The following is a 24,583-nucleotide window of genomic DNA, read 5'->3' on the forward strand; positions in this document are numbered from 1 at the left end:
GAGCATGCGCCCAACCTGTCACACGAGACCGGCGCTGGCTAGGGTCTTGTGCACCTCTTGACCTGCGTCGGCCGACGTGCAAGGAGAGCTGAGTACTCAGCGGCCCCCGGGAGGTCCGATCAGCAGCAGGATGCTGAAGATCGCGACGATGGCGACCAGGATCAGCACGGCGAGCACCCAGGGGCGGCGCAGGAACCAGCGCATGGTGCGGTCGTACCAGGTGCGGTCGCGCGGGTCGTCTGTCTCGGTGAGACGCCACTGCCCCTCGAGGCGCCCGCTGCGGTGCAGCCAGATCTCGGCAGGGATGGTGGCGTAGGGCACGATCGCGCTGGCGATCGCGGTGGCGGCGACGCCGGGGTGCCAGCGCTGGTTGAATGCGAGCAGCACCGCGGTGGCGCCGTAGGCGAGGAAGACGAAGCCGTGGATGCCGCCGCCGATCGTGACGAGCACCGACGGCTGCCCGACGGCGCGCAGGATGAGGGCGCTGATGAGCAGGGTCCAGGTGATCGCCTCGGCGATCGCGAGCACGCGGAACAGGCGGGCGGGGGTGGTGAACACGGTTCTCCTCGGGTGGCTGTGCTTCCACGGTAGGTGAGCGCGGCTATGCGGATGCCCGAGATGCCCGCCATCGCGGGCGCGAACGGCGAAAGATCAATCGAAAGGCTGATACGCAGCCCACCGCCCCCAGACGCTCGGCAGCCACCGCCTCAGACCCCACGACTCTCAGCAGCCACCACCGCACTCAGACCCTTCACCACCGCATTCAGACCCTTCACCACCGCACTCGGACCACCCACCACCGCACTCAGACCCTTCGCCGCCGCACTCAGCAGCCACCACCGCATTCAGAAGGGAGGCTCGGTGAAGGTGACGGTGTTCGGAGGGGGCGGCCGGTCGACATAGGTGCGCCCGGTGGGACTCGTCCATTCCAGAAGCCCGTCGCCGAGCTGAACGACATGCCACGGCGTCTGATGCTTCAAGACATGATGTCGTCGGCATAGAGCGGCGAGATTCCCCTCGCTGGTCTCGCCGCCGAAGGCGGCATCGAGGGTGTGATCGAGGTCGCTGTCGCGAGCCGGCATCCCGCATCCGGGGAAGCGGCACCGCTCATCGCGCGACCGCAGCCTGCGGCGCAGGGATTCCGGAGGCCGGTACCTGTCGACGGACAGCACTCCTCCGTTCACCGGGTGCGTGAGGACCCGATCCCAGCCGGCGGCGGCTCCGGCCAGGGCCCTCGCGGAAGCGAGATCCATCGGAGCCCGGCCCGAGAGCTCTGCGGCGGGTCCGTCCGCGCTCATGAGCGTCGTGACGGGCACGGTGACCGCGACCTGCGCCTTGATCGATGCGAGCAGTGCGCCGACGGTGTCATGACCGGCGGGAGCGCCGGTCAGCAGCAGATCCGCCGCGAGATCGAAGCGTCGCTGCCCGAGCGTGCGCGGGTCGGTCGCGGCCGACGCCTCCGAAGCCGACGCCTCCGAAGCCGACGCCTCCGAAGCCGACGCCTCCGAAGCCGACGCCTCCGAAGCCGACGCCTCCGAAGCCGACTGCATCGGGGCGAAGCCGGCATCGCGAGAAGCGAGCTCCTTCGCCATCTGAGTCAACCGGTCATGCGCGCCGTGGATCAGAACCGACGGACCGTACACATGCAGCTCGGACATGGCATCCGGGCCGTCCGTGACCCATACGTCACGACGCCCGCGCGCATCCTCGTGTCGCTCATCGAGCGTGCGCGACTGATACTGCTGGGCGATCCGCTCGGCGATCACTCGCACGCGGTTCGGCGACTCGTCCTGCGCGAACTCCAGCACGCGCGCGGCGTAGGCGGCACGCGCATCGTCGCCGTCGATGTGCGAGCCGGCGTCGACGATCACTCGCGCGTGCCCTGCCGTGATCAGCCCAGCGCCCTGCGCGTGCCACACCTGCGGGAACCGCTCGACCAGCACCTCCGCCGCGACCATGCGCCGCTGCACAGTGCGGTCGCTCACGCGCAGCGCCGTCGCGAGTTCGGCGGCCACGGTGCGCAGCGTGAGATCGGAGTCGTCGAGGCCGGCGCCCTTCTCCGCGATCGACATCGCCAGACGATTCGCCAGGGCGAACAGTCCGTCTCTTGCGGCCAGCACGCCCTGCAGCGTCTTCTCGACGGCCTGCAGCGACGACACCACGGCGCTGAGGTTCGCCATGTCCTCCTTCGTCGCCGCCGTCATTCCGTTCATATCTCGAGTATCCATGTGGCCACCGACATTCGAACGTGTGATCGCCCGGGAGAACCACCCACCTGATCACGCACGCATAACGAACCCATCTCTTCCGGCGTGAGCGGATGGGAGAGGCACGTCGCCGCACCGACGCCCCTCCACATCATTCGGCTGACCCGGCCGCCGCGTCAGCGCCCGGTATCCGCCGACGTCGGACCGCACTCCACCGCGTCGCGTCGCGAGGTCGGCGCGACACCGGCATCCTGTAGCGTGTCGGCCATGACCGGTCGTGATGCCGCCGCCGTACCCCCGCCGACCGCCAGGACGGGAGCCGTAGCGGCGTTCGGCCGGGACCACGAGAGCGCCACCGCACCGGCCACCCGCAAGCAGGTCGTCTCGTGGGCGATGTGGGACTGGGCGATGCAGCCGTTCAACACGGTCATCCTCACCTTCGTCTGGATCGCGCTGTACCTGACCTCGCGGATGTTCCTCGAGCCGTCGGTGCGCGAATCCGGTCTGCTGGCCGACGGCTCGTACATGAACTGCAACAGCTCGCAGTACGCGGCGTCCGAGTACTGCCACGGGCTCACCGACCTGTCGGAGTGGTGGGGATGGGCCAACTTCGCCGCGGGCATCCTGATCCTGCTGCTCGCGCCGGTGCTCGGGCAGCAGGCCGACGCGCGCGGCAGCAAGAAGAAGTGGGTCATCGGGGCGACGATCGCGATCGCTCTCGTTCAGTTCTCGCTCTTCTTCGTCGAAGCCGATCCGAAGTTCTTCTGGTTCGGCGCATTCGCCGTCGCGATCGCCGCCGTGGTCAGCGAGATCGGCAACGTCAGCTATTACGCGATGCTCTCGGAGGTGTCGACGCCGAAGAACGTCGGCCGCGTGTCCGGCCTCGGCTGGGGCCTCGGCTACATCGGCGGCGTCGTCGCGCTGATCGTGTGCATCCCGGTGCCCTTCCTCGTCGGGCAGGACAACGCGCTGTCGTTCAAGCTCGTCGCCGTCATCTGCGCCGTATGGACGATCGTCTTCTCGATCCCGATGTTCCGCAACGTGCCCGAGTCGCCTTCGTACGACACCGCCGAGAGGGTGGGCTTCTTCCGCTCGTACGTCGTGCTGGGCCGCAGCATCGCCGAGCTGTTCCGCACCAACCGCCCGACGTTCTGGTTCATGCTCGCCGCGGCCGTCTACCGCGACGGCCTCGCCGGGGTGTTCGCGTTCGGCGCGGTGCTCGCCGCACAGGGCTTCGGCTTCTCGTTCCTCGAGGTGATCGTGTTCGGACTCGCCGCGAACCTCGTCGCGGGCGTCTCGACACTCCTCGCCGGGCGCATCGACGACGCCATCGGTCCGCGACGGCTCATCATCTTCGCCCTCTCCGGCCTGGTCGTGATGGCGTTCGTCGTCTACGCACTGCGCGACTACGGCACCATCGTGTTCTGGATCTGCGGTCTGCTGCTGTGCGCCTTCGTCGGCCCGACCCAGGCATCCAGCCGCAGCCTGCTCACGCGCCTCACCCCGCCGAGCCAGCAGGGCGCCATCTTCGGTCTCTACGCGACCACCGGCCGGGTGGCGTCGTTCCTGTCGCCGCTGGCGTGGTCGCTCTTCCTCGCCTGGTTCGGCGGGATCGTCTACGGCGTGCTCGGCATCGCCGTGGTGCTGCTGGTCGGCCTGGTGCTGCTGCTGTGCGTGCGGTTCCCGAAGGACGTCGGGGCCTGACCGGACGCCCCGACGTCGGGGCCTGACCGGACGCCCGCCGACAGGTCCTGATCCCGGGCGCTCCGGCGCCTAGCCGGATGCCGGCCTGCGGCGCAAGGGTCGCACGGGCCGGGGCATCCGTCCGCAGAATGGTCATCCCGACCCTCACCGACAGGAGCGATATGACCACGCACCGATTCGACGTGCATCCGTGGGGCGTCGGCTGGTCATGCCTGCGCAACACCGGCTGGGAGGACCGTGGCCAGTCGCACCGCGAGTCGGTCTTCTCACTGTCGAACGGACACATCGGATGGCGCGGCACCCTCGACGAGGGGGATCCCAGCGCGGCGGCGGGCAGCTACCTCAACGGCGTCTTCGAAGAGCATCCGATGCCCTACGCCGAAGACGGCTACGGATACCCCGAGCACGGCCAGACCGTCATGCACGTGCCCGACGGCAAGGTCATCCGACTGATCGTCGACGATGAGCCGTTCGACATCCGCACCGGCGAGCTCGCCGAGCATCGGCAGCTGCTCGATGTGCGCACCGGCATCCTGCACCGCACGGCCACCTGGACGTCGCCCGCCGGCCGCACCGTGACCATCGCATCGCAGCGCATGGTGTCGTTCACCCACCGCTCGATCGCCGCGGTGAGGTACGAGGTGACCGCCGAAGACGCCGCCGTCGACGTGACGCTCCTCTCGGAGATCGTCGCCGACGAGCCGCTGCCCGAGGTGCACTCCGACCCGAGGGTGATGGATGCCCTGCGCGACCCCTTCGAGCCGGTGGCCCACCACGGCGCCGGCGGTCGGGCCACCCTCGTGCAGCGCACCAGGCGCAGCCGGATCGCGGTGGCCGTCGCGGCCGATCATCGCGTCAGCATCTCATCGCGGGGTGCCGCGCCCGAGCCGCACACCGAGGTCACGGCAGACCTCGCGCGAACCGCCGTGCGCGCCCGGATCGAGCCGGGCGAGAGCGTCGCCCTGGTGAAGTGCGTGGGCCATGAGTGGTCACCCGATCTCGACGATGTCGCGCTGCAGGATCGTGCCGAGGCGGCGGTCGAGACGGCCATGAAGCTCGGCTGGGACGAGCTCGTCGACGAACAGCGCCGGTATCTCGACGAGTTCTGGACCCGAGCCGACGTCACGGTCGACGGTGACGAGAGACTGCAGCAGAGCGCTCGGTTCTCGCTGTTCCAGGTGCTGCAGTCCGCCGCACGCGCCGAGGTGCGATCGATCCCAGGCAAAGGGCTCACCGGCGTCGGATACGAAGGCCACACCTTCTGGGATGCCGAGACGTTCGTGCTGCCGGTGCTCACCTACACCGCACCGTCCGCCGCGCGGGACGCACTGGTGTGGCGGCACTCCACGCTCGTCCATGCGCGCGAGCGGGCCGAGCAGCTGCACCTCGAAGGCGCCGCCTTCCCGTGGCGCACGATCGACGGCCGGGAGTGCTCGGGATACTGGCCGGCGGGCACCGTCGCGTTCCACATCAACGCCGACATCGCGGCGGCCGTCGTGCGCTACGTCCAGGCGACCGGGGATGTCGACTTCGAGCGCGAGAAGGGCGTGGAGATCCTCGTCGAGACCGCGAGACTGTGGTGCACCCTCGGGCGCTGGGACGACGAGGGTGCGTTCCACATCGACGGCGTGACCGGACCTGACGAGTACTCGGCCATGGTCGACGACAACTTCTTCACCAACCTCATGGCGCAGCGCAACCTGCGGGCCGCCGCGGACGCCTGCAGGCGGCACCGCGATCAGGCATCCGCTCTCGACGTCTCGTCGGAGGAGATCGCGCGATGGACGACCACCGCAGACGCGGTGGCCTTCCCGTACGACGCCGCACGGGGCATCCCGGAGCAGTCCGCCGGGTTCAACGAGAAGGAGCGGTGGGACTTCGAGGGCACCCCCGACGACCAGTACCCGCTGCAGAAGCACTTCCCGTACTTCGACCTGTACCGCAAGCAGGTCGTGAAGCAGGCCGACCTCGTGCTCGCGCTGCAGGCGGCCCCCGACGCGTTCACGCCGGACGAGACCGCCCGCGCGTTCGCGTATTACGACGGGCTGACCGTGCGCGACTCGTCGCTGTCGGCGTCGGTGCAGGCCACCGTCGCCGCTCGCGTCGGTCAGCTCGACCTCGCGATGGACTACCTCGCCGAAGCCGGCACCATCGACCTCGACGATCTGCAGGAGGACGTCGACGAGGGCCTGCACGTGGCCGCGCACGCCGGGGTGTGGAATGCGCTGGTCTGCGGCTTCGGCGGCATGCGCGACGACGCCGAGGCGCTGCAGTTCGCGCCGCGGGTGGCGGCGCCGATGACCGCCTTCTCGTTCGGGATGCTCGTGCGCGGCCACACCCTGCGGGTGGAGGTGCAGCACGACGCGGTCACCTACCGGCTCGAGGGAGGCCCCGCGCTCGGCATCCGGCACTTCGACGAGGAGATCACGCTGGAAGCGGGCGTGGCGCGGCGTCTCGGCATCCCTGCACTCGCCGACCCCGGCCCGCGCCCTTCGCAGCCCCGCGGACGGGAGCCACGGCGAGCGGGCGCCGAGACCTGAGCCGCATCAGGCGCGGCCCTGCAGGATCATGTGCCAGTAGACCTGCGGGAAGATCTGCCGGTCGATGATCCAGTTCATCCGACTCTCCCGGTACGAGCTGCGCCACAGCGTCGGCATCAGGCGGAGCCGGTCGTCGAACTCTGCGAACACGGCTGTCGAGCGCGAGACGGTGAAGGGGCAGACGCCGTATCCGTCGTAGGCGGATGCCGCCTCGCGCCCCTCGAGCACCGCGCCGACGTTCTCTGCCACCACCTTCGCCTGCTTGCGCAGCGCGCCGCCGGACTTCGAGTTCGTCGTGCCTGCCGCGTCGCCGAGCGCCCAGATCTCGGGATGCCGGGTGGAGCGCAGCGTGTGCGGATCGACGGCCACGAAGCCGCCGTCGTCGGCGAGGCCGCTGGCGCGGATCCATTCCGGCGCCTTCTGCGGCGGTTCGGCGACGAGCAGGTCGTAGTGCAGCGACTGCCCGTCGGCACCGTCGGCATCGAACACGACCGTTCGACCGTCGGCGTCGACCTCGCGCAGGTGCGCGCCGGTGCGCACGTCGATGTCGTACTCGTCGATGCTGCGCTGCAGCTCGGCGTCGATCTCGGGGATGCCGAAGATCGTCGGCGTCGGCACGAGCAGCACCACATGGATGTCGTGCAGCACGTTCATCGCCCGCCAGTACGCGCACGCCTGGTACATGGGCTTCTGCGCGGCGCCCGCGCAGGAGGCGGGCCCTGGCGCCTGCACGAAGACGACCGTGCCCGAGCGCACCGAGCGCAGCAGCCGGGACGCCTTCTGCGCCAGCGCGAAGTCGTAGTTCGAGGCGCCGTGCGGCGAGTTCATCGCCTCATCGAGGCCGGGGACGGCATCCCAGTCGTTCCGGATGCCCGGGGCGAGGATCAGCTGGTCGTACCGGACGGTGTCGCCGGATGCCAGGTGCGCCCGCCGATTCTCGGGGTCGACCGCGCTGACGGCATCCGGGATCCACTCCACCCCGTCGGGGAAGACGTCGGCCTGCGGACGCACCGCCTCGCGCGCCCGGGCGGTGCCGCCCGCTATGTGCGAGAAGAGCGGCTTGTAGTAGTGGGTCTGCGATGGCTCGACGACGGCGATGTCGGTGACTCCGGATCGGCGCAGGCGACCGGCGACCGACAGCCCGCCGTTGCCTCCTCCGACGACGAGGACCCGATGCGTGCGCTCGTGACTGTCGGCTGTGGATGTGTTCTCGGCGCTCATGAAAGCCGACCATAGGCGGCTGCAGCGGCCGAGGCGACGGCCTTGACAGCCCCCGCCGGCGTGGTCGATCGGGGCCGGCGCGTCGCCGGATGCGAGGTCATTCGGGTACGCCTCAGCGCGGATTCGCGTACACGGCTGACCCCGCACGCCGCCGCGGGATGGAGAACGCTGGTCGCGGCTGCGGCTCACCGGCATTTTTCATCCCGGGGCGCGGGTCAGCTCAGCAGCACGCCTATCGTGACGACGGCGCCGCTCAGGAGAAGCGCGAGGAAGCTGCAGATCGCGATCGTCCAGCCCCGGTAGCTGCTCGGTGTCGCTCCCGCCGGCGGCGGCACGACGGTCGGGTCCGGCGGCGGTGCGGTCAGACGCGGATCGGATGCCGGTGCCGGAGCTGCCGAAAGCTTTTCAGCGGCAGACGTGCGCCGAGCGGCTCGGGTCGGCGCCTCTTCCGGAGGCGCGGGCGGGATGACGGGCTCGGCGAGCGCCGCATCGGGGATCACCGCATCGGGGATCGTCGGCTCGGGCACCGCGAGCTCCGGCACAGCAGGCTCCGGCACAGCGAGCTCCGACTCAGCGCGCGCCGCGTCATCGGCATCCCTCGTCGGGTCGCTCATGTCACCCGCCCTGAGCTCCCGCGTCGGTGGTGCCGACGTCGGTGCGGTGGAAACTCTGGAACGAGCGGGATGCCGTGGGCCCGCGCTGCCCCTGGTACCGATTGCCGTACGGACCCGAGCCGTACGCGTTCTCGGTGGGCGAGGTGAGGCGGAAGAAGCAGAACTGGCCGATCTTCATCCCCGGCCACAGTTTGATCGGCAGGGTCGCGACGTTCGCCAGTTCGAGGGTGACGTGCCCGCTGAAGCCAGGATCGATGAACCCGGCCGTCGAGTGGGTGATGAGCCCGAGGCGTCCGAGCGACGACTTGCCCTCCAGCCGCGCCGCGACATCGTCGGGCAGGGTCACCTGCTCGAAGGTCGCACCGAGCGCGAACTCGCCGGGGTGCAGGATGAACGGCTCGTCGGGCGCGACCTCGATCAGCCGGGTCAGCTCGGGCTGATCCTCTGAGGGATCGATGAACGGGTACTTGTGGTTGTCGAACAGCCGGAAGTACCGGTCGAGGCGCACGTCGACGCTCGACGGCTGCACCATCTGCGCGTCGTACGGCGCCAGCCCGATGCGGCCCGTTGCGAGTTCTGCCTTGATGTCGCGGTCGCTGAGAAGCACGTGTTCAGCGTAACGGTGCCAGGAGAGCCGCACTATTCTCGTCGCATGACGCGCGACCCGATGATCTCCATCGAGCTGCTGCTCGACGAGATCAGCGAAAACGCCGTGCGCGCGGAGTGGGATGCCCTGGCCGCCGCCGGCCTGTCGAGTCTGGCCGCGCATACCGCGCCGAGCAACAGGCCGCACGTGACCCTGCTCGTGCGCAGTGCGCTGGAGCACCTCGACGTCGATGCCCTCGCCACTCGCGCGGCGTTCGAGGTGCGCCTGGGTGCGCCGGTGCTGTTCGGGGACGGCGACCGGCGCGTGCTCGCGCGCAGCGTCATCCCATCGTCCGCGCTGCTCGCCCTGCATGATGACGTCCACTCGGCGGCCGGACCGGGTGACGAGGCCCTGCACACCGCACCCGGCGGGTGGACACCGCACGTCACCCTCGCCCGGCGCGTGCGGTTGCAGGATCTCGAACGGGCGCTCCCTCTCGTCGGAGAGGAGCTCATCGGAACCGCGCGTGCGCTGCGCCGCTGGGATGCCGCCACGCGCACGATCACCGAGCTCGCGCGGCTGCGCTGACACTGACGCGAAGCACTCTGTGGTCGAACGCTGGCAGAGGTGTTGCCGCTCTGTGGCACGCGTGTAACCGGCGCCTCCGTAGCTTCGAATCACAAGCTTCCCCACAGTCCAGAGCCGCCTCGGCCCTCAAGAACGGAAACATCATGACCGAGATCACCGCCACCGCCGCCCCCACCGCCAAGAAGTCCCGCAAGCGCCTGATCATCCTGCCGCTGGCCGGCCTGCTCGTCGCCGCCACCGTGGCAGTGGGCTCGGGTGCGGACTTCGTCGCCAACTCGGTCAACTCGGCCAACGCCTTCAGCAGCGGCACGCTCGCCCAGCAGAACTCCAAGTCGGGGAAGGCGATCTTCAACGCCTCCAACCTCAAGCCGGGCGACACGGTCAACGGCAAGGTGACCATCACCAACTCCGGCTCGCTGCCCGCCTCATTCACCCTCACCGAGAACGCCACCAACGGCTTCCTCAAGGCCGAGAACCTCAAGCTCGTCATCACCCGCGCCGGCAGCGGCACCCCGGTCTGGACCGGCACCTTCGGCGAGCTGACCAAGGCCGGCGCTCTGGACCTCGGCGAATTCGCCGTGGGCGAGTCGCGCGAGTACACCTTCAGCACCACCCTCGCGCAGACCGCCGACAACACCGAGCAGGGCAAGAACGCCTCCGCCGTCTACACCTGGGACTCGAAGCAGACGGCCGCCACGTCCGTCGCGCAGTGATCGCCCGCCCCTGACCCGGGACATCCGGCATCCATTCGCCGGAGGTCCTACCCCCGCTGATCACCCGAGATCGGCACTGATCACCCGAGATCAGAGGAGAAGAGCATGAGCCCCATCAAGACGACCCGCGCGATCGGCAACACCCTGATCAGCGTCGCCGTCGCCTGCGCCATAGCGCTGGTGGGGCTCATGCTCGTCCCGTCGCTGTTCGGCCTCGACCGCTACGTCATCACAGGCGGATCGATGTCCGGCACCTTCGAGCGCGGCACCGTCGTGTACGAGCGACAGGTTCCCGTCGCGGATCTGAAAGTCGGCGACATCATCACCTACGTGCCGCCGAAGGATTCCGGCATCAACGAACCGGTCACGCACCGCATCCTCTCGATCGACGACGAGACCGACCCCGACGGCCGGCGCGTGCTGCGCACCGAGGGCGACGCGAACGCCAGTGCCGACCCGTGGACCTTCACCCTGGAATCCGCCGTTCAGCCCCGCGTCGAGGGCTGGGTGCCGGCAGTGGGCTGGGTGTTCATCCTGCTGTCGATGTCGGGGGTGCGGATGCTGGCCATCGGCCTTCCCGCCGCGATGATCGGTCTCATGTTCCTGCGCGACCTTGTCCGCGCGCTACGCGGCTAGCACGCACTTCTCCACGGGTCTCGAAGGGGCCGCGGCTTCCTGCCGCGGCCCCGTCCCCGTATCTGCGCAGCGCTTCTTCTGGTCCGATCGTGTCCCGGCTGAGACCCCGTTGTTGCCGGGCTGTAACCGGCCGCTCCGTAACGTCGAAGCATGACCAGACGGACGGGCACCCCGATGACCGGCACGGCGCTGCGCAACAGCGCACTCGCCGCTCTGGGCGCCCTGCTTGCGGCCGTCTTCGCCCTGAACGGACTGCAGACCTCCTCCGCAGCCTTCATGTCACAGTCCGCGAACGCCACGAGCACGGCCTCCGCCTCCGTCGACTGGACCCCGCCGACGGTCGGCATCGTCGCCCCCGATGCACCGCTGCGCGGATCCGCGGCCATCACCGCCGCGGCCGCCGATGCCGAGACCGGCATCGCGAACGTCATGGTCCAGTGGCAGAGCGCGGGCGCCTCGAGCTGGACGACGCTGTGCAGCACCGCATCCGCCCCCTACCGCTGCAGCTGGGACACCTTCGCCGTGGTCGACGGCGCATACGACGTGCGAGCCACCGCCACCGACAACGCGGGCTACGCCTCCACATCGGCGCCGGTGCGGGTCGCCGTGGCGAACGCCTTCACCGTGGCGCTCGCCGACCTCGGCGACGCGGTGCGCGGCACCATTCCGCTGAGCGCGACGCTCGGCGATGCCGACCCGCGCGCCACCTATGGTCTGCGATTCGAGTACTCGGTCGCTGACGCGAACAGCTGGAAGAGCGTCGCCGGCTGCGCGAGCATCGCCGGCTCCGCGTCCTGCACCGTCAACTGGGCGACGGCGTCACTGGCCAGCGGCGACTACGACGTGCGCGTCGTGGCGTGGCCCACGGCCCGTCCGGCCGTGGTCATGGTCTCGGAGACCGCCGCCGTCATCGTCGACAACATCGCCCCCACCGTCACCGTGACCGACCCGGGCAGCGTGCTCACCGGCACCGTCACCCTCGCCGCCTCGCCGGCCGATGCGCACTCCGGTGTGGCATCCGTCGTCATCCAGCACCAGCCGAGTGCGGGTGGCGCGTGGACGACCGCCTGCACCATCACCGACGAGCCGTGGTCGTGCCGCTTCAACACCGTGCCGCTGCCGTATGGCCGATACTCGTTCCGTGCCATCGCGACCGACCTCGCCGGCAACAGCACCACGTCGGCCGCGGTCGCCGGCCGCCTGGTCGACAACACGGTCTCGTCGATCTCGCTCGACGACCCGGGCGCGTACCTCACCGGAGCCGTGCAGCTGACGGCCACCGCGAACTCCTCGGCCGGGGTCTCGTCGGTCGCGATCCAGTACTCCCCGGCGGGCAGCGGCAAGTGGTCACCCGTGTGCACCCTCGCCGCGGCGCCCTACGTCTGCGCGTGGGACACCAAGACCGTCGCGGACGGCTCGTACGACCTGCGCGCCGTCCTCACCGACAGCCACGGCAAGCAGACCACCTCGACCGTGCTCGCTGCCCGACGCGTCGACAATGCGCCGCTGCGCGGCGCCGACGTGCAGGCCGTCAACGGCGGCAAGGCCGGGGTGATCGACGCCGGCGACGTGCTGGTGCTCACCTACAGCGGACGCGTCAGCCCGGCGAGCATCGCGAGCGGATGGGACGGCTCGGCTCGCGCCGTCACCGCCCGGGTGCGCGACGGCGGCATCACGAGTGGGTCCAACGACCTGCTCGACGTGCCGAACACCAACCTCGGCTCCGTCAACCTGCGCGGCAACCACGTCGGCTTGTGGAGCACGGCGCAGTTCTCGGCCACCATGACCGCCACGACCGAGACCATCAACGGCGTGCCCGCCACCGTCGTCCGAGTCACCATCGGCGCCCTCACGTCGGGCTCGGCGCGCACGGTCACCACGGCTGCTGCGATGACCTGGACGCCTTCCGCCAATGCGACCGACCTCGTCGGTCTGCGCTGCTCGACGACTCCGGTCACCGAGAGCGGCCCTCTCGACAAGGACTTCTGATGACACGGTACGAGCGCCCCGAAGGGCCCTTCGATGACGTTGATAGCCTCGAGCATGTGGGACGACACATCCTTGTGGTGGAAGACGACGACGGCATTGCGGTGCCGCTGCTGCGCACTCTCGATCGCGAGGGCTACGACGTCGAGCGCGTCGCCGACGGAGCGTCGGCCCTTGCGCGAGCGGGCGACGATATCGATCTGGTCGTGCTCGACCTCGGCCTGCCCGACATGGACGGCCTCGACGTGTGTCGCCGGCTGCGCGAGCAGGGTTTCGCGGGCGGCATCGTCATCCTCACGGCGCGCGACGGCGAGCTCGATCGCGTCGTCGGCCTCGACGTCGGTGCGGACGACTACATCGCCAAGCCCTTCGCTCTGGCCGAGCTGCTGGCCCGGCTGCGCGCTCTGCTGCGACGCAGTCCTGCGGCTGCGTCGCAGCCCGTCAGCGAGCGGACGCCCTCGGCATCCGTGTCCCCAGCCGCACTCGTCGTCGACGTCGCCTCGCGACGCGCCCTCGCAGGGGCTCGCGAGCTGCCGCTGAGCACGAAGGAGTTCGACCTGCTGGCCCAACTCGACATGCAGCGCGGCGCCGTGGTGACGCGCGAGCGACTGATGGACGAGGTATGGGACGCGAACTGGTTCGGGTCCACCAAGACCCTCGACGTCACCGTCGCCCGACTGCGCCAGAAGCTCGAGGAATCGGGTGCCGACGCGCGGATCACCACCTTGCGCGGGGTCGGATTCCGCCTCGACGAGGGCGCGCCCGATGCGTAGACGGCTCATCGTCGCCTTCCTCTCCCTCGCCGTCGCGATCATCGCGTTGTACGGCGTGCCGCGTGTGCTGATGGTGGCCGATCTCGTGCACGCCTCCGAGCAGCAGTACGCGAAGCGGATGGCCAGCATGGTGGGCACCGTGATCGACCAAGGCGGCGGCTCCGGGACTGTGAACGAGAAGCTGCTCGGCGGGCTGATCATCTACGGCGAGCGAGTGGTGTACACGGCTTCAGACGGCACCACCGTCGTCGCCGGAAGCGACGTCGATGCGGATGACATCACCGGCACCTCGATCGTCCGCAGCGGCGGCACGGTCGACTTCACCCGATCGGGCGAGATCGTCAACGAACGCATCTCGAAAGCCGTCACACCGGTCATCGCGATCGGCGCAGGCCTGCTGCTCATCGCGATCATTGCAGCGATACAGCTGGCGCGTTCGCTGTCTCGACCGTTCCTCCGCCTGCTCGACACCGTGCGCGAGATCGGCAGAGGCAATCTGCGGCCGCCGAAGCAGCACCTCGGAGTGCCTGAGGCACGCGCGATCGACACGGCGCTGCGGGAGAGCGCGCAGACGCTCGAGGATCGCCTGCGCCGCGAGCACGAGTTCGCCTCCAACGCCTCCCACCAGCTGCGTACGCCGATCACCGCGCTGCGCCTCGAGCTCGAGGACCTCTCGCTCTGGCCCGAGACGCCGCCGGTCGTACGCGACCAGCTCGACCACGCGGTGCGCGAGATCGACCGCCTGGCCGATGCGATATCCCAGCTGCTGGAGATGGCGCGCGGGGATGCACCGGGCGCGACCACCTTCGAGCCGCTCGCTGAGTCGCTGCACGAGTCCGCAGCGCGCTGGCAGGGGCAGGCCCATTCCCTGGGACGCACGATCCACGTCGCGCCGATGACAGGCGATCTGGGGGACGCCCCTGCCGCCGCGTCGCAGATCATCGACGTGCTGCTGCACAACGCCCTCACGCACGGTCGCGGCGACATCACGATCGACGCGGAGCGGCGAGCGGAGTACGTCACCGTGCGGGTCGGAGATGAGGGCACGCGTCCGCGCGGCAACGCGATCTTCCAGCGGCGGCCGCATCGGCGCAGCGCCACCGCGGGAGAGGGCATCGGCCTTGCCCTCTCGGTCGAACTCGCCGAGAGCCTCGGTGGCCACCTGCTGCTCGACGGGGCGTCGACCACGACGTTCTCGCTGATGCTGCCTGCCCGCGGATGACGAGCGAGGTCGTCTTCCCGCCCCGGAGGCCCGCGATGTTCGGGTGGGCGGCCCGGAACGCGTATGATTGCAGACGCGTCGCTAGGCGTGCGGGGCTGTAGTTCAATGGCAGAACTTCTGCTTCCCAAGCAGACAGCGCGGGTTCGATTCCCGTCAGCCCCTCCATCTGTAGAGTCTTTCTGACTGAGCCATGGGCCAAGGGGAAAGATGAGCACGGCGGACGCGATCGCAGCGATCGACCTGGGCAAGACCACATGCCGCCTCCTGATCAGCGGCGATTCGCACCAGGTCACCCGCACGGGCGATGGCGCGCCGGGTCTCGCCGCGCCAGGCGGGGTCGCGAGCGCCGCGGCGGCGATCCTCGCGCTGCTCGAACCCGGACCGATGCCGCGCTCGCTCGGAGTCGGCGCCGCAGGCGCATGGACCGCCCCGGCCGCCGCCCTCGACCTCGCCCGCACCCTGGCCGCCTCGACCGGCGCGGCAGTCGCCGTCGCATCCGATGTGGTCACAGCGCACATCGGCGCGCTCGACGGCGCCCCGGGCGTGCTGCTGATCGCCGGAACGGGCGCCGTCGCGCTCGGCGTCGACACCGACGGCATCCGCCTGGTGGACGGGTGGGGACCCGAAATCGGCGACCTCGGCAGCGGGTCGTGGCTCGGACGCGAAGCCGTCCGCGCGGTGCAGCGCGCCGCGGTCGGCCTCGGCCCCGCGACAGCCCTGGAACGGGCCGTCGCCGCGCACATCGCACCTGCCCCCGATCCGCTCTCGTGGACGCTCGCCCAGCAGCCGCTCGCGCGAGCGCTGGGCACCCTGGCCCCTCTTGTCCTCGACTGCGCTGAGCAGGGCGACCAGGTCGCCTTCGAGATCGCCGCCGAGGCCCTGCGGCTGCTCACTGCATCGGCCGTGGCCGCCTCCGCGTCGGCTCGCGAGGTGGCGCTGCACGGCGGACTGACCGGGCATCCGTGGTTCCGCGCGAGACTCGACGACTCCCTCTCGGACGCCGGTCGCCGCGTCGCGTCGCCGATGGGGGATGCTCTGACCGGCGCTCGACTTCTGACGACCCGCCACGATCTCCCCCACGAAAGGTTCGTGCACCGTGCCGAATGATGACAGCTCGCTCACCGCGCTTCTCGGGCTGCTCTCGACCCTCACCACCGAGGCAGCCGCGCCCGAACGAGGCGACCTCGACGTGCTCAGCACCGAAGAGCTCGTGCGCAGCATGAATGCCGAGGATCGCCGGGTTCCCGAGGCGGTCGCCGTGCGGGCGACCGAGATCGCCGCCGCCGTCGACGGCATCGTCGATCGCTTCCGTCGGGGCGGGCGCCTCATCTACATCGGCGCGGGCACGGCAGGGCGCATCGGCGTGCTCGACGCCAGCGAGTGCCCGCCGACCTTCGGCACCGATCCGTCGATGGTGGTCGGGCTGATCGCGGGAGGCGAGACGGCCATCCGGTCTGCCGTGGAGGACGCCGAAGACGACGATGAGGCCGCGGAGGCGTCGCTGCGCGGCCTGAACCTCTCCCCCGACGACACGGTCGTCGGGATCTCGGCATCCGGTCGCACCCCCTATGTCGTCGGCGGCCTGACCTTCGCTCGGGGTATGGGCGCGCTCACCGTGGCGATCGCCTCGAACGCCGACTCGGCGATCGGCGCTGCGGCGGAGATCGCGATCGAGGTCGTCACCGGGCCGGAGTTCGTCTCGGGCTCCACCCGCCTGAAGGCCGGCACGGCGCAGAAGCTCGTGGTCAACATGCTCAGCACGCTCTCGATGATCAAGCTGGGCAAGACGTACCGGGGCGTCATGGTCGACCTGGTCGCAACCAACGAGAAGCTGCGCGCCAGGTCGATCAGCACGGTCTCGCGCCTGGCCGGGGTCGAGGTCGACGAGGCGATGACCGCGCTCGACGCGGCGGGCGGCTCCGTGAAGCTGGCGCTGCTCATGCTCGCGACCGGCGCTTCGGCCGCGGCTGCGGCCGACGCACTGCAGCGCACCGACGGCATCCTGCGAGACGCCATCACCGCTCTCGGCTGAAGGGGGCGGCAGGGACGCGCTATTCGCCGACCCGCAGCACGCTCAGCCGCATGTCGAGCTCCTCGATGCGATCCGCGTCTTCGCGCTCGATGGCGAGACGTCTCAGATGCTGGAGCTTGGCGATCTCGTCGGCTCGGGTGGCGGTGCCGTCGTGCAGCCGCTCGACGAGCGCCTCGTCGAGGCCGCTCAGGTCTTCTGCGTTCTGCTCGCTCATATCCGAACTCTAGTCACGCCCTCGGTCGAATCCGAGGGCAGAAGAGCAGTCTTGCGCGACAGATAATTTCCTCGGTTCTTTGCCCACCGAATCGACGAAGGTTCCCTCCTTCCTCCACATAGAGTCGCCTCATGGTTGAGACCGTCACCACCACTGAGGCGACGACGCGTTCGGTGCGCGCCGCGTACTTCGTCTCCGACAGCACGGGCATCACCGCCGAGACCCTGGGCAACGCCCTGCTGGCCAACTTCCCGGGCATGGTCTTCGTCAAGCACACGGTGCCGTTCGTCGACTCGGTCGACACCGCGACCACCGTCGCCGGCCAGATCGCGCAGGATGCCGCGAACGGTCTCGAGCCGCTCGTGTTCACCACGGCGAAGAACCTCGCTGTGCGCACCGTGCTCACCGACGTGCCCGCGACGCACATCGACCTGCTCAGCGGCCATCTCAGCGAGCTCGCCGAGGCCCTGGGCACCCTGCCGTCCGAGCAGCTCGGCCAGTTCCACACGCTGGGGGACGCGACCGAGTACTTCGCCCGCATGCGCGCCGTCGAGTACGCGATCGAACACGACGACGGACAGAGCAGCCGCGCACTCGACCTCGCCGACGTGATCATCGTCGCCCCGAGTCGCTGCGGCAAGACGCCGACGACGATGTACCTCGCCCTGCAGTACGGCCTGCTCGTCGCCAACTACCCGCTCACCGACGACGACTTCCCCACCGACGGCCTCCCGCCGCTCGTCGCGCCCTACTCCGCACGCTGCTTCGGGCTCACCACCACGCCACTTCGGCTCAGCCAGGTGCGGCACGAGCGCCGACCCGACTCGCGCTACTCGAGCCTCGCGCAGTGCACCACCGAGCTGCGGCGGGCAGAGAAGCTGTACGCCCGCAACGGCATCCCGTTCCTCAACTCCTCGACGAAGAGCGTCGAGGAGATGTCCGCAGTGATCCTGCAAACCCTCGGCCTTCGCCGCTGACCAAGACGAAAGAGCTCATCGTGACCAACATCCTCTGGTTCGATCAGATCGGAATGGCCGATCTTCCCCAGGTCGGCGGCAAGAACGCCTCCCTCGGCGAGATGATCTCGAATCTCGCCGAACTCGGCGTGCGCGTGCCCGGCGGCTTCGCGACGACCGCAGACGCCTACCGGCGCTTTCTCGCTCACGACGGGCTGCGCGAGCGCATCCGCGACGCGATCGCCGGGCTCGACGCCGACGACGTGACGCGGCTCGCGCTGGTCGGCACCGAGATCCGCGGCTGGATCATCGAGCACCCGCTGCCCGGCGACCTCGAGCGAGACATCCGCGACGCGTACGACCAGCTCGTGGCGAAGGATGCCGAGCCCGACCGCGTCACCTGGGCCGTCCGCTCCTCTGCGACGGCGGAGGATCTTCCGGATGCTTCGTTCGCCGGCCAGCAGGAGACCTTCCTCAACATCGGCGGGATCGAGAACGTGCTGACCGCGATCCGCAGCGTGTACGCCTCGCTGTACAACGACCGTGCCATCGCGTACCGCGTGCACCATGGCTTCGATCACGACGAGGTCGCCCTCTCGGCCGGCGTGCAGCGCATGGTGCGCTCGGACATCGGCTCGTCGGGCGTGATGTTCACCATCGACACCGAATCCGGCTTCGACGACGCCGTGTTCGTCACCAGCTCGTACGGTCTGGGGGAGGCCGTCGTGCAGGGCGCCGTGAACCCCGACGAGTTCTACGTCTCGAAGCCGGCGCTGCGCGCCGGGCGGCCCGCCATCCTCAAGCGATCGGTCGGCGAGAAGGCGATCGCCATGCGCTACACCGACAGCAGGGAGGCAGGGGCCAGCACCGCATTCGTCGACGTGCCCGTCGCGGATCGCCCGCTGTTCTCGATCACCGACACCGAGCTCACCGAGCTCGCCCGACACGCGCTCGTGATCGAGGAGCACTACGGCCGCCCGATGGACATCGAGTGGGGCAAGGACGGCGTCGACGGCCGGCTGTACATCCTGCAGGCGCGTCCTGAGACAGTCGTGTCGCGGGCGTCGTCCACGGTCATGCGCCGCTTCCGCCTGCAGGAGAAGGGGCCGGTAGCCGTCGAGGGTCGCGCGATCGGGCAGCGGATCGGCGCAGGTCCGGTGCGCGTGCTGCGTGATGCGACGCAGATGAGCGAGTTCCAGACCGGCGATGTGCTCGTCGCCGACATGACCGATCCCGATTGGGAGCCGATCATGAAGCGCGCATCGGCCATCGTGACCAACCGCGGCGGCCGCACCTGCCATGCCGCGATCATCGCCCGCGAACTCGGCATCCCCGCCGTGGTCGGAACCGGCGGCGCGACGCGGGTACTCACCGACGGTCAGCCGGTCACCGTCTCGTGCGCCGAGGGCGACACGGGTGTCGTCTACGAGGGCATCCTGCCTTTCGCCGAGGAGGAGACGGCTCTCGACAGCATGCCGGAGGCGCCGGTCAAGATCATGATGAACGTCGGAACGCCCGATCAGGCCTTCTCGTTCTCGCGACTGCCGCACCGCGGGGTCGGCCTCGCGCGGCTGGAGTTCATCATCAACCGGCAGATCGGCATCCACCCGCGCGCCCTGCTCGAGCACGACGCCCTACCCGACGACCTTCGTCGGCAGGTGGACGCCCGCATCGCCGCCTACCCGTCACCGCGCGACTACTTCGTACAGCGGGTCGCGGAAGGCGTCTCGATGCTCGCCGCCGCGTTCGCGCCGGAGCCGGTCATCGTGCGGATGAGCGATTTCAAGTCGAACGAGTACGCCAATCTCATCGGCGGCGAGCGCTACGAGCCGCACGAGGAGAACCCGATGATCGGGTACCGCGGCGCTTCGCGGTACATCTCGCCCGACTTCCGTGAGTGCTTCGAGATGGAATGCGAGGCGCTGAAGTTCGTGCGCGACGAGATGGGCTTCACCAACGTGCAGGTGATGGTGCCGTTCGTGCGCACCGTCGCCGAAGGGCAGGCGGTCGTCGAGCTGCTCGCCGAGAACGGTCTGCGCCGCGGAGAGAACGGCCTGAAGGTCGTGATGATGTGCGAGGTGCCCACCAACGCGCTGCTGGCCGACGACTACCTCGAGCACTTCGACGGATTCTCGATCGGCTCGAACGACATGACCCAGCTGACGCTCGGCCTCGACCGCGACAGCGCCCTGGTCGCAGACACCTTCGACGAGCGCGATCCCGCCGTGCTCAAGCTGCTGTCGATGGCGATCGAGGCGTGCCGCCGGCAGGGCAAGTACGTGGGGATCTGCGGTCAGGGCCCGAGTGATCACCCCGAGCTCGCGGAGTGGCTGGTCGAACAGGGCATCGAATCGGTCTCACTGAACCCCGACACCGTCGTCGAGACCTGGCTGCGGCTGGCACGACTGCAGAGCGTGGAGGCGTGATCCTACCGCGCCGGGCGTGACATGCGGCGAAACAAGGGTGCGTATTGTGTATCCCCGGGGGGCCTTCGGCCCCTCCCTCAGCACAGTCGACTACGGTTCAGAAGGAGCGCGTCCGCGCTCCTCGAACGAATGCAGGTGCCTCAATGCCATATCGCGATCGGACCACCGTGGAGAGCTGGGTCGACGAGTACATCGAGTCGCACAGCGCTGACTCGCTGGGCGTCGCGGTGCTCGACAAGAACTTCGAGGCGGGCCCCGATTCCGGGATAGTGGTCGTCACGCTGCGCACGGCCAGCACGATCACCTTCCTGCACCCCGAGATCCGTCGGGGATCACCGATCTGGATCGTCACCTTCGAGGAGCGCAACGAGACGCTCGATCTCGACGACGTGGCGCTTCGCCAGCTCGCGGAAGACCTCACCGCGCTCACCGAGCTGCGGACGTTCCTGCAGCAGAAGACCGACGCGGTCGTGCTCGCGCACTGACCGCGGCGATCAGGCCGGGAAGACGGTGAGCAGCGCGCCGAATGCGGCGGTGACGCCTGCCACCAGGCCCGCCGATGCGGCGATGGGGTGCACGATGCGGCCGACCCGACGATCGCGCATGCGCGCATTCTCGGGCTTCCACGACAGCACTGCCGTCTTCGCTGCGGAGAGCTCGGCGTAGCGGCCGATCGGGGCGCTCGTCGCGTCGAACGCGACGAAGTGCCCGTCCGGCGTCGTGTCGACGGATCCGACGTACTCGCCGGCCTTCGAGGCGACGTAGAAACCGGTGTCGACCTTGCTCCACGTCACCGATCGCGGCACGATCGTGGCGGTCGGCGCCTGCGGCAGAGCGGAAGCGAGCGGAGCGTCGGGGGCGACCGGGTTGTACAGGCGGCCGGCGGGGTGATCTGCGATGGTCATGCCACACGCGCCAGTGCAGGGGTGCGGACGTCGAGCTCGGAGATCTCGCGCTCGGCGACCTGGTCGCAGAGATCGATGACGACGCCTGCGGACGAGTTCGCCTGGTCGGCGAGCTGCTGCAGGTAGCTGCGATCCAGCTGCTTGGCGGCCTCGGCATCCATCTTGAACTGCAGCGGGATGGAGCAGTGCAGCCAGATGCTGGACCGCTCGACGCTGCCGTCGGTGAGGCGGTCCCACGAGAGCGAGAAGCTCTCGTTGCGCCGCAGCTTGGTCGAGACGAGAACCTTCAGGTGAGCGAGGATGCGATCCGGCATCTCGATTGCTTCGCCGGTGGCTCCGTAGTGCAGCGTGCCCATTTCAACTCCTCAGGTCAGGGGATCCGATGTAGGAAAACTTACTCAGGTCAAAACTAGTTTGTCAAACTACATATCTGCCACGCTTCATGGTTTGTTATACTCGAGTTCAGGAGGTGGCTATGAGCGTTCAGATCGATGCCGCGACGGAGATCATCGATGCCCTTCGGCAGTACCAAGAGGCCGACAGTGCGATGCACGCGCGTGCCCGTCAGGCGTCGTCGATGTCCGACAACGAGATCCGCATCATCCAGTTCCTCCTGACCGCCGCGGGCAACAATCACACCGTCACCCCCACCGCGCTGTCGAAGCACCTCGGCGTGACATCCGCGTCGATGACCGCGCTGCTCGACCGTCTCGAACGGGCGGGCGCCATCGAGCGCGTGCGGCACCCCTCAGATCGACGAAGCCTCGTGATCACCGCGACGCCGTTCGCAGAGCAGACTGTCGGTGCGCCGGTGGTCGCCTTCCAGCAGGCCACTCAGGAGATCGCGGCCGACCTCACCGAAGACGAGCAGGCAGCCGTCGTCCGCTTCCTTCGCCGACTCACCAGCGCAGTCGACCAGGCGAGCCGCACCGTCGGCGGCTGAGAGCAATAAGCCGCGTCAGGCCTTCAGCGCCTCGGCGATGCGCAGCACGGCCTCGCGGATGATCGGGCGCGGGGTGGCGAACACGAATCGCGTGCAGCCGATCGCGGCCTGACCGCACAGCGCACCATCTGTCATCGACACCGCGGCGTTCTCTCGGAACCACGTGCCGAGGTCGGCATCCGCGCCGAGTTCGGCCGAGAGCCGGGTGCCGCGGAAGTCGAGCAGGGCGATGTACGTGCCCTCGGGCACCGTGACTCGCACATCGGGAAGGTGCTCGGCCACCAGGTCAGCGAGCAGTCGGCGACTGCCGTCGAGGTACTCGGTCACCTCGGCCAGCCACTGCGCACCGCCGGTGTAGGCGGCGAGCTGCGCGATCACTCCGATCGTCGCCGTGCCGTGACCGGCCCAGCCGCCGTCGGCATCCCACGCCTGGCGGGTCTCGTCGTTCGACAGGATCAGCTGCGCGCATTTGAACCCGGCGAGGTTCCACGCCTTCGACGCCGAAGTCGCCGTGAGCGTGTGCGCGGCCGCGGCATCCGACACCGACGCGTACGGGATGTGCCGAGCCGGCTCGTAGACCAGCGGAGCGTGGATCTCGTCGGAGAACACCCTGCCGCCGGCATCCGCCACCGTCTGAGCGATCGCGAGCAGCTCTTCCCTGGTCGCCACCGTCCCCAGCGGGTTGTGCGGGTTGCAGAGCACGAGCAGCTCACCACCGTCGGCGAACGCGGACGCGACCGCCTCGAGATCCATCGTCCAGCGCCCGTCGACCTCGAGGCTGGGCACCTCGATCACGCGGCGTCCGTGCCGCAGCGGCACATCGAGGAACGGCATGTACGCCGGCGTCGGCACGATGACCGCGGCTCCCGGCTCGGTGTACGTGGTGATCGCGAACTCGTATGCCGCGATCACGTCGGCGACCAGCCGCACGTCGTCGCTCGGCACCGCCCAGCCGTACCGGTCGGCGTACCAGTCGGCGACCGCCTGCTGCAGCGCGCGGGCGGTGGGCACGGGCAGGTACCCGGTGAACCCGGCCTGCAGCGCATCGACGACGGCGTCCGAGATCGCCGGGGCCACGCCGAAGTCCATCTCGGCGATGAACGTGCCGATGGTGTCGGGGAAGCGGGTCCACTTCACGCTTCCCGCCTGCCGCAGATCGGCCTCGGTGATCGCGTCGTACGGGTGCATGGCGGCGGGATCGGCGAGGCTCATGCATCCATTCTGCTGTGCTCCCGCGACACCGTGGGCAGCCGTCGCCGCGCGACGTCACACGACGCTACAGCCAGCCCTTGCGCTTGAAGGCGAGATAGAGGGCGCCGCCGAGTGCCGCCATCGCCGCGATGGACAGCGGGTAGCCGTACGGCCAGTCCAGTTCGGGCATGTCGCGGAAGTTCATGCCGTAGATCGAGCCGATCAGCGTCGGCGCGAACAGGATCGCCGCCCAGGCCGAGATCCGCTTCATCTGGTCGCCCTGGCGGATGCTCTCCTCGGTCATCCGCCGCATCTCCTCGTTCTGCCTGCGCGCCACGATCGTCGACTCGACGGTGAGCGCGTTCTCGAGCACCGCCCGGAACGTGGCCGCCCGGTCGGCGACCCTGATCGCGTGGTCGTGCACGTCTCGGAGGCGACGCTGCAGCTCGGCATCCGCTCCCCGCCTCTCACCCTCGCGCAGCAGGCCGCCGACGATGTCCGTCAGCGGCTGCGCCGCGCGCTGGAACTCGAGCACCTCACGGGAGAGCTCGTAGATGCGCTGCGTGGCGTCGACGTCATCGACGAACAGCTGATTCTCGATCTCGTCGATGTCGTTCTCGAGCCCGACGAGAACCGGCGCGTACCTGTCGACGACCTCGTCGAGGATCGCGTACAGCACCGCCTCAGGCCCATGCGCGAGCAGCTCGGGGTCGTTCTCCAGGCGCCGACGCACATGCCCCAGGTCGGGCTCCTCGGCGTGCCGGACGGTGACGACGAAGTCGCGTCCGACGAACACGTGCACCTCGCCGAACTCCACCTCCTCCTCGGCGTCGAGGTATCTGGCGGGACGGAGCACGACGAAGAGGTGGTCCTCGTAGTGCTCGAGCTTGGGCCGCTGGTGGCCGCGGAGGGCGTCTTCGACCGCGAGCTCGTGCAGTCGGAATTCAGCGGCGACGACCTGCAGCTCGTCGGCGTCCGGTCGGTAGAGGCCGATCCAGCCCATCCCGCCGCGCTCGCGCATCAGCTCGAACGTCTCGTCGATGCTGTCGGGATTCGCCGTGCGCGTGCCGCCGACGTAGATGCCGTTGTCGACGATCGCCATGCCATGCCTCCTGTATGCCCCGGT

At 69.3% G+C, this 24,583-nt stretch carries 24 protein-coding genes and 1 tRNA gene; 15 read left to right on the top strand and 10 right to left on the bottom strand.

The window, feature by feature from the left end:
* Positions 1-96: 96 nt before the first annotated feature.
* Together V2S05_RS09280 and V2S05_RS09285 are read right to left on the bottom strand one after the other, a co-directional pair.
* A complete protein-coding gene (locus V2S05_RS09280; protein WP_413634874.1) occupies positions 97-558 on the bottom strand; it encodes a DUF3817 domain-containing protein in 462 nt (153 codons plus the stop codon).
* 287 nt (positions 559-845) lie between these two features.
* Positions 846-2,213: a DUF222 domain-containing protein gene (locus V2S05_RS09285; protein WP_413634875.1), complete on the bottom strand. Its 1,368-nt coding sequence runs from the start codon at positions 2,211-2,213 to the stop codon at positions 846-848.
* 261 nt (positions 2,214-2,474) lie between these two features.
* Between V2S05_RS09285 and V2S05_RS09290 the strand changes: the two genes are divergently transcribed.
* Both V2S05_RS09290 and V2S05_RS09295 read left to right on the top strand, forming a co-directional pair.
* Entirely contained in the window at positions 2,475-3,911 is a 1,437-nt protein-coding gene (locus tag V2S05_RS09290; RefSeq protein ID WP_413634876.1) for an MFS transporter, read from the top strand.
* Between the two features lie 161 nt (positions 3,912-4,072).
* Positions 4,073-6,451: a glycoside hydrolase family 65 protein gene (locus tag V2S05_RS09295; protein ID WP_413634877.1), complete on the top strand. Its 2,379-nt coding sequence runs from the start codon at positions 4,073-4,075 to the stop codon at positions 6,449-6,451.
* Positions 6,452-6,457: 6 nt separating this feature from the next.
* On the opposite strand, the gene V2S05_RS09300 is transcribed toward V2S05_RS09295, so the two are convergent.
* The 3 genes from V2S05_RS09300 to dcd all read right to left on the bottom strand — a co-directional run bounded on the left by V2S05_RS09300 (position 6,458) and on the right by dcd (position 8,893).
* On the bottom strand, positions 6,458-7,672 hold the full coding sequence (locus tag V2S05_RS09300; RefSeq protein WP_413634878.1) for an NAD(P)/FAD-dependent oxidoreductase: 1,215 nt from the start codon (positions 7,670-7,672) through the stop codon (positions 6,458-6,460).
* A 215-nt stretch (positions 7,673-7,887) separates the two neighbouring features.
* Positions 7,888-8,286, bottom strand: a complete 399-nt coding sequence (locus V2S05_RS09305; protein WP_413634879.1) for a hypothetical protein — start codon at positions 8,284-8,286, stop codon at positions 7,888-7,890.
* A gap of 1 nt (position 8,287) precedes the next feature.
* Positions 8,288-8,893 (bottom strand): dCTP deaminase, encoded by a 606-nt coding sequence (dcd, locus tag V2S05_RS09310; protein WP_413634880.1) that lies wholly within the window; start codon positions 8,891-8,893, stop codon positions 8,288-8,290.
* Between the two features lie 45 nt (positions 8,894-8,938).
* On the opposite strand from dcd, the gene V2S05_RS09315 reads away from it, so the two are divergent.
* The 9 genes from V2S05_RS09315 (at position 8,939) to murQ (ending at position 16,822) form a co-directional block, all read left to right on the top strand.
* On the top strand, positions 8,939-9,460 hold the full coding sequence (locus tag V2S05_RS09315) for a 2'-5' RNA ligase family protein (protein ID WP_413634881.1): 522 nt from the start codon (positions 8,939-8,941) through the stop codon (positions 9,458-9,460).
* A gap of 143 nt (positions 9,461-9,603) precedes the next feature.
* Complete coding sequence (locus V2S05_RS09320; RefSeq protein WP_413634882.1) at positions 9,604-10,173, top strand: TasA family protein; 570 nt, start codon at positions 9,604-9,606, stop codon at positions 10,171-10,173.
* Between the two features lie 105 nt (positions 10,174-10,278).
* Positions 10,279-10,809 (top strand): signal peptidase I, encoded by a 531-nt coding sequence (locus V2S05_RS09325; RefSeq protein ID WP_413634883.1) that lies wholly within the window; start codon positions 10,279-10,281, stop codon positions 10,807-10,809.
* A gap of 150 nt (positions 10,810-10,959) precedes the next feature.
* On the top strand, positions 10,960-12,798 hold the full coding sequence (locus tag V2S05_RS09330; protein WP_413634884.1) for an Ig-like domain-containing protein: 1,839 nt from the start codon (positions 10,960-10,962) through the stop codon (positions 12,796-12,798).
* Positions 12,799-12,854: 56 nt separating this feature from the next.
* Positions 12,855-13,568: a response regulator transcription factor gene (locus tag V2S05_RS09335; RefSeq protein WP_271639153.1), complete on the top strand. Its 714-nt coding sequence runs from the start codon at positions 12,855-12,857 to the stop codon at positions 13,566-13,568.
* Entirely contained in the window at positions 13,561-14,790 is a 1,230-nt protein-coding gene (locus V2S05_RS09340) for a sensor histidine kinase (protein ID WP_413634885.1), read from the top strand. The genes V2S05_RS09335 and V2S05_RS09340 overlap by 8 nt, the downstream gene beginning before the upstream one ends.
* Before the next feature lie 91 nt (positions 14,791-14,881).
* Positions 14,882-14,955 (top strand) — tRNA-Gly (locus V2S05_RS09345).
* A gap of 42 nt (positions 14,956-14,997) precedes the next feature.
* The gene (locus V2S05_RS09350) at positions 14,998-15,897 is read left to right on the top strand and encodes an N-acetylglucosamine kinase (protein WP_413634886.1); all 900 of its coding nucleotides are present in this window, start codon (positions 14,998-15,000) and stop codon (positions 15,895-15,897) included.
* Positions 15,887-16,822, top strand: a complete 936-nt coding sequence (gene murQ / locus V2S05_RS09355; RefSeq protein ID WP_413634887.1) for an N-acetylmuramic acid 6-phosphate etherase — start codon at positions 15,887-15,889, stop codon at positions 16,820-16,822. Before V2S05_RS09350 ends, murQ begins: the two co-directional genes overlap by 11 nt.
* Before the next feature lie 19 nt (positions 16,823-16,841).
* Here murQ and V2S05_RS09360 read toward each other — a convergent pair whose 3' ends face one another.
* The gene (locus V2S05_RS09360) at positions 16,842-17,036 is read right to left on the bottom strand and encodes a hypothetical protein (protein WP_271639149.1); all 195 of its coding nucleotides are present in this window, start codon (positions 17,034-17,036) and stop codon (positions 16,842-16,844) included.
* Between the two features lie 131 nt (positions 17,037-17,167).
* Here V2S05_RS09360 and V2S05_RS09365 point away from each other — a divergent pair, with 131 nt between their 5' ends.
* The 3 genes from V2S05_RS09365 (at position 17,168) to V2S05_RS09375 (ending at position 20,903) form a co-directional block, all read left to right on the top strand.
* Positions 17,168-18,013: a pyruvate, water dikinase regulatory protein gene (locus V2S05_RS09365; protein ID WP_271639148.1), complete on the top strand. Its 846-nt coding sequence runs from the start codon at positions 17,168-17,170 to the stop codon at positions 18,011-18,013.
* Positions 18,014-18,030: 17 nt separating this feature from the next.
* Positions 18,031-20,418, top strand: coding sequence for a phosphoenolpyruvate synthase (gene ppsA / locus V2S05_RS09370; protein WP_413635264.1), 2,388 nt, complete (start codon positions 18,031-18,033; stop codon positions 20,416-20,418).
* A 143-nt stretch (positions 20,419-20,561) separates the two neighbouring features.
* Positions 20,562-20,903: a protein-L-isoaspartate carboxylmethyltransferase gene (locus V2S05_RS09375; RefSeq protein ID WP_413634888.1), complete on the top strand. Its 342-nt coding sequence runs from the start codon at positions 20,562-20,564 to the stop codon at positions 20,901-20,903.
* Positions 20,904-20,912: 9 nt separating this feature from the next.
* On the opposite strand, the gene V2S05_RS09380 is transcribed toward V2S05_RS09375, so the two are convergent.
* Together V2S05_RS09380 and V2S05_RS09385 are read right to left on the bottom strand one after the other, a co-directional pair.
* Positions 20,913-21,323 (bottom strand): hypothetical protein, encoded by a 411-nt coding sequence (locus V2S05_RS09380; RefSeq protein ID WP_413634889.1) that lies wholly within the window; start codon positions 21,321-21,323, stop codon positions 20,913-20,915.
* Positions 21,320-21,679, bottom strand: coding sequence for a hypothetical protein (locus tag V2S05_RS09385; protein ID WP_413634890.1), 360 nt, complete (start codon positions 21,677-21,679; stop codon positions 21,320-21,322). The genes V2S05_RS09380 and V2S05_RS09385 overlap by 4 nt, the downstream gene beginning before the upstream one ends.
* Positions 21,680-21,798: 119 nt before the next feature.
* Here V2S05_RS09385 and V2S05_RS09390 point away from each other — a divergent pair, with 119 nt between their 5' ends.
* Complete coding sequence (locus V2S05_RS09390) at positions 21,799-22,266, top strand: MarR family winged helix-turn-helix transcriptional regulator (RefSeq protein WP_413634891.1); 468 nt, start codon at positions 21,799-21,801, stop codon at positions 22,264-22,266.
* A gap of 15 nt (positions 22,267-22,281) precedes the next feature.
* Here V2S05_RS09390 and V2S05_RS09395 read toward each other — a convergent pair whose 3' ends face one another.
* Positions 22,282-23,478, bottom strand: a complete 1,197-nt coding sequence (locus V2S05_RS09395; protein ID WP_413634892.1) for a MalY/PatB family protein — start codon at positions 23,476-23,478, stop codon at positions 22,282-22,284.
* A gap of 64 nt (positions 23,479-23,542) precedes the next feature.
* Positions 23,543-24,559 carry a magnesium/cobalt transporter CorA gene (gene corA / locus V2S05_RS09400; protein ID WP_413634893.1) on the bottom strand — a complete coding sequence of 339 codons (1,017 nt, stop codon included), beginning with the start codon at positions 24,557-24,559 and terminating at the stop codon, positions 23,543-23,545.
* Between the last annotated feature and the right edge of the window lie 24 nt (positions 24,560-24,583).

Source organism: Microbacterium sp. OR16 (assembly GCF_047306725.1).
Classification (GTDB): Bacteria; Actinomycetota; Actinomycetes; order Actinomycetales; family Microbacteriaceae; genus Microbacterium.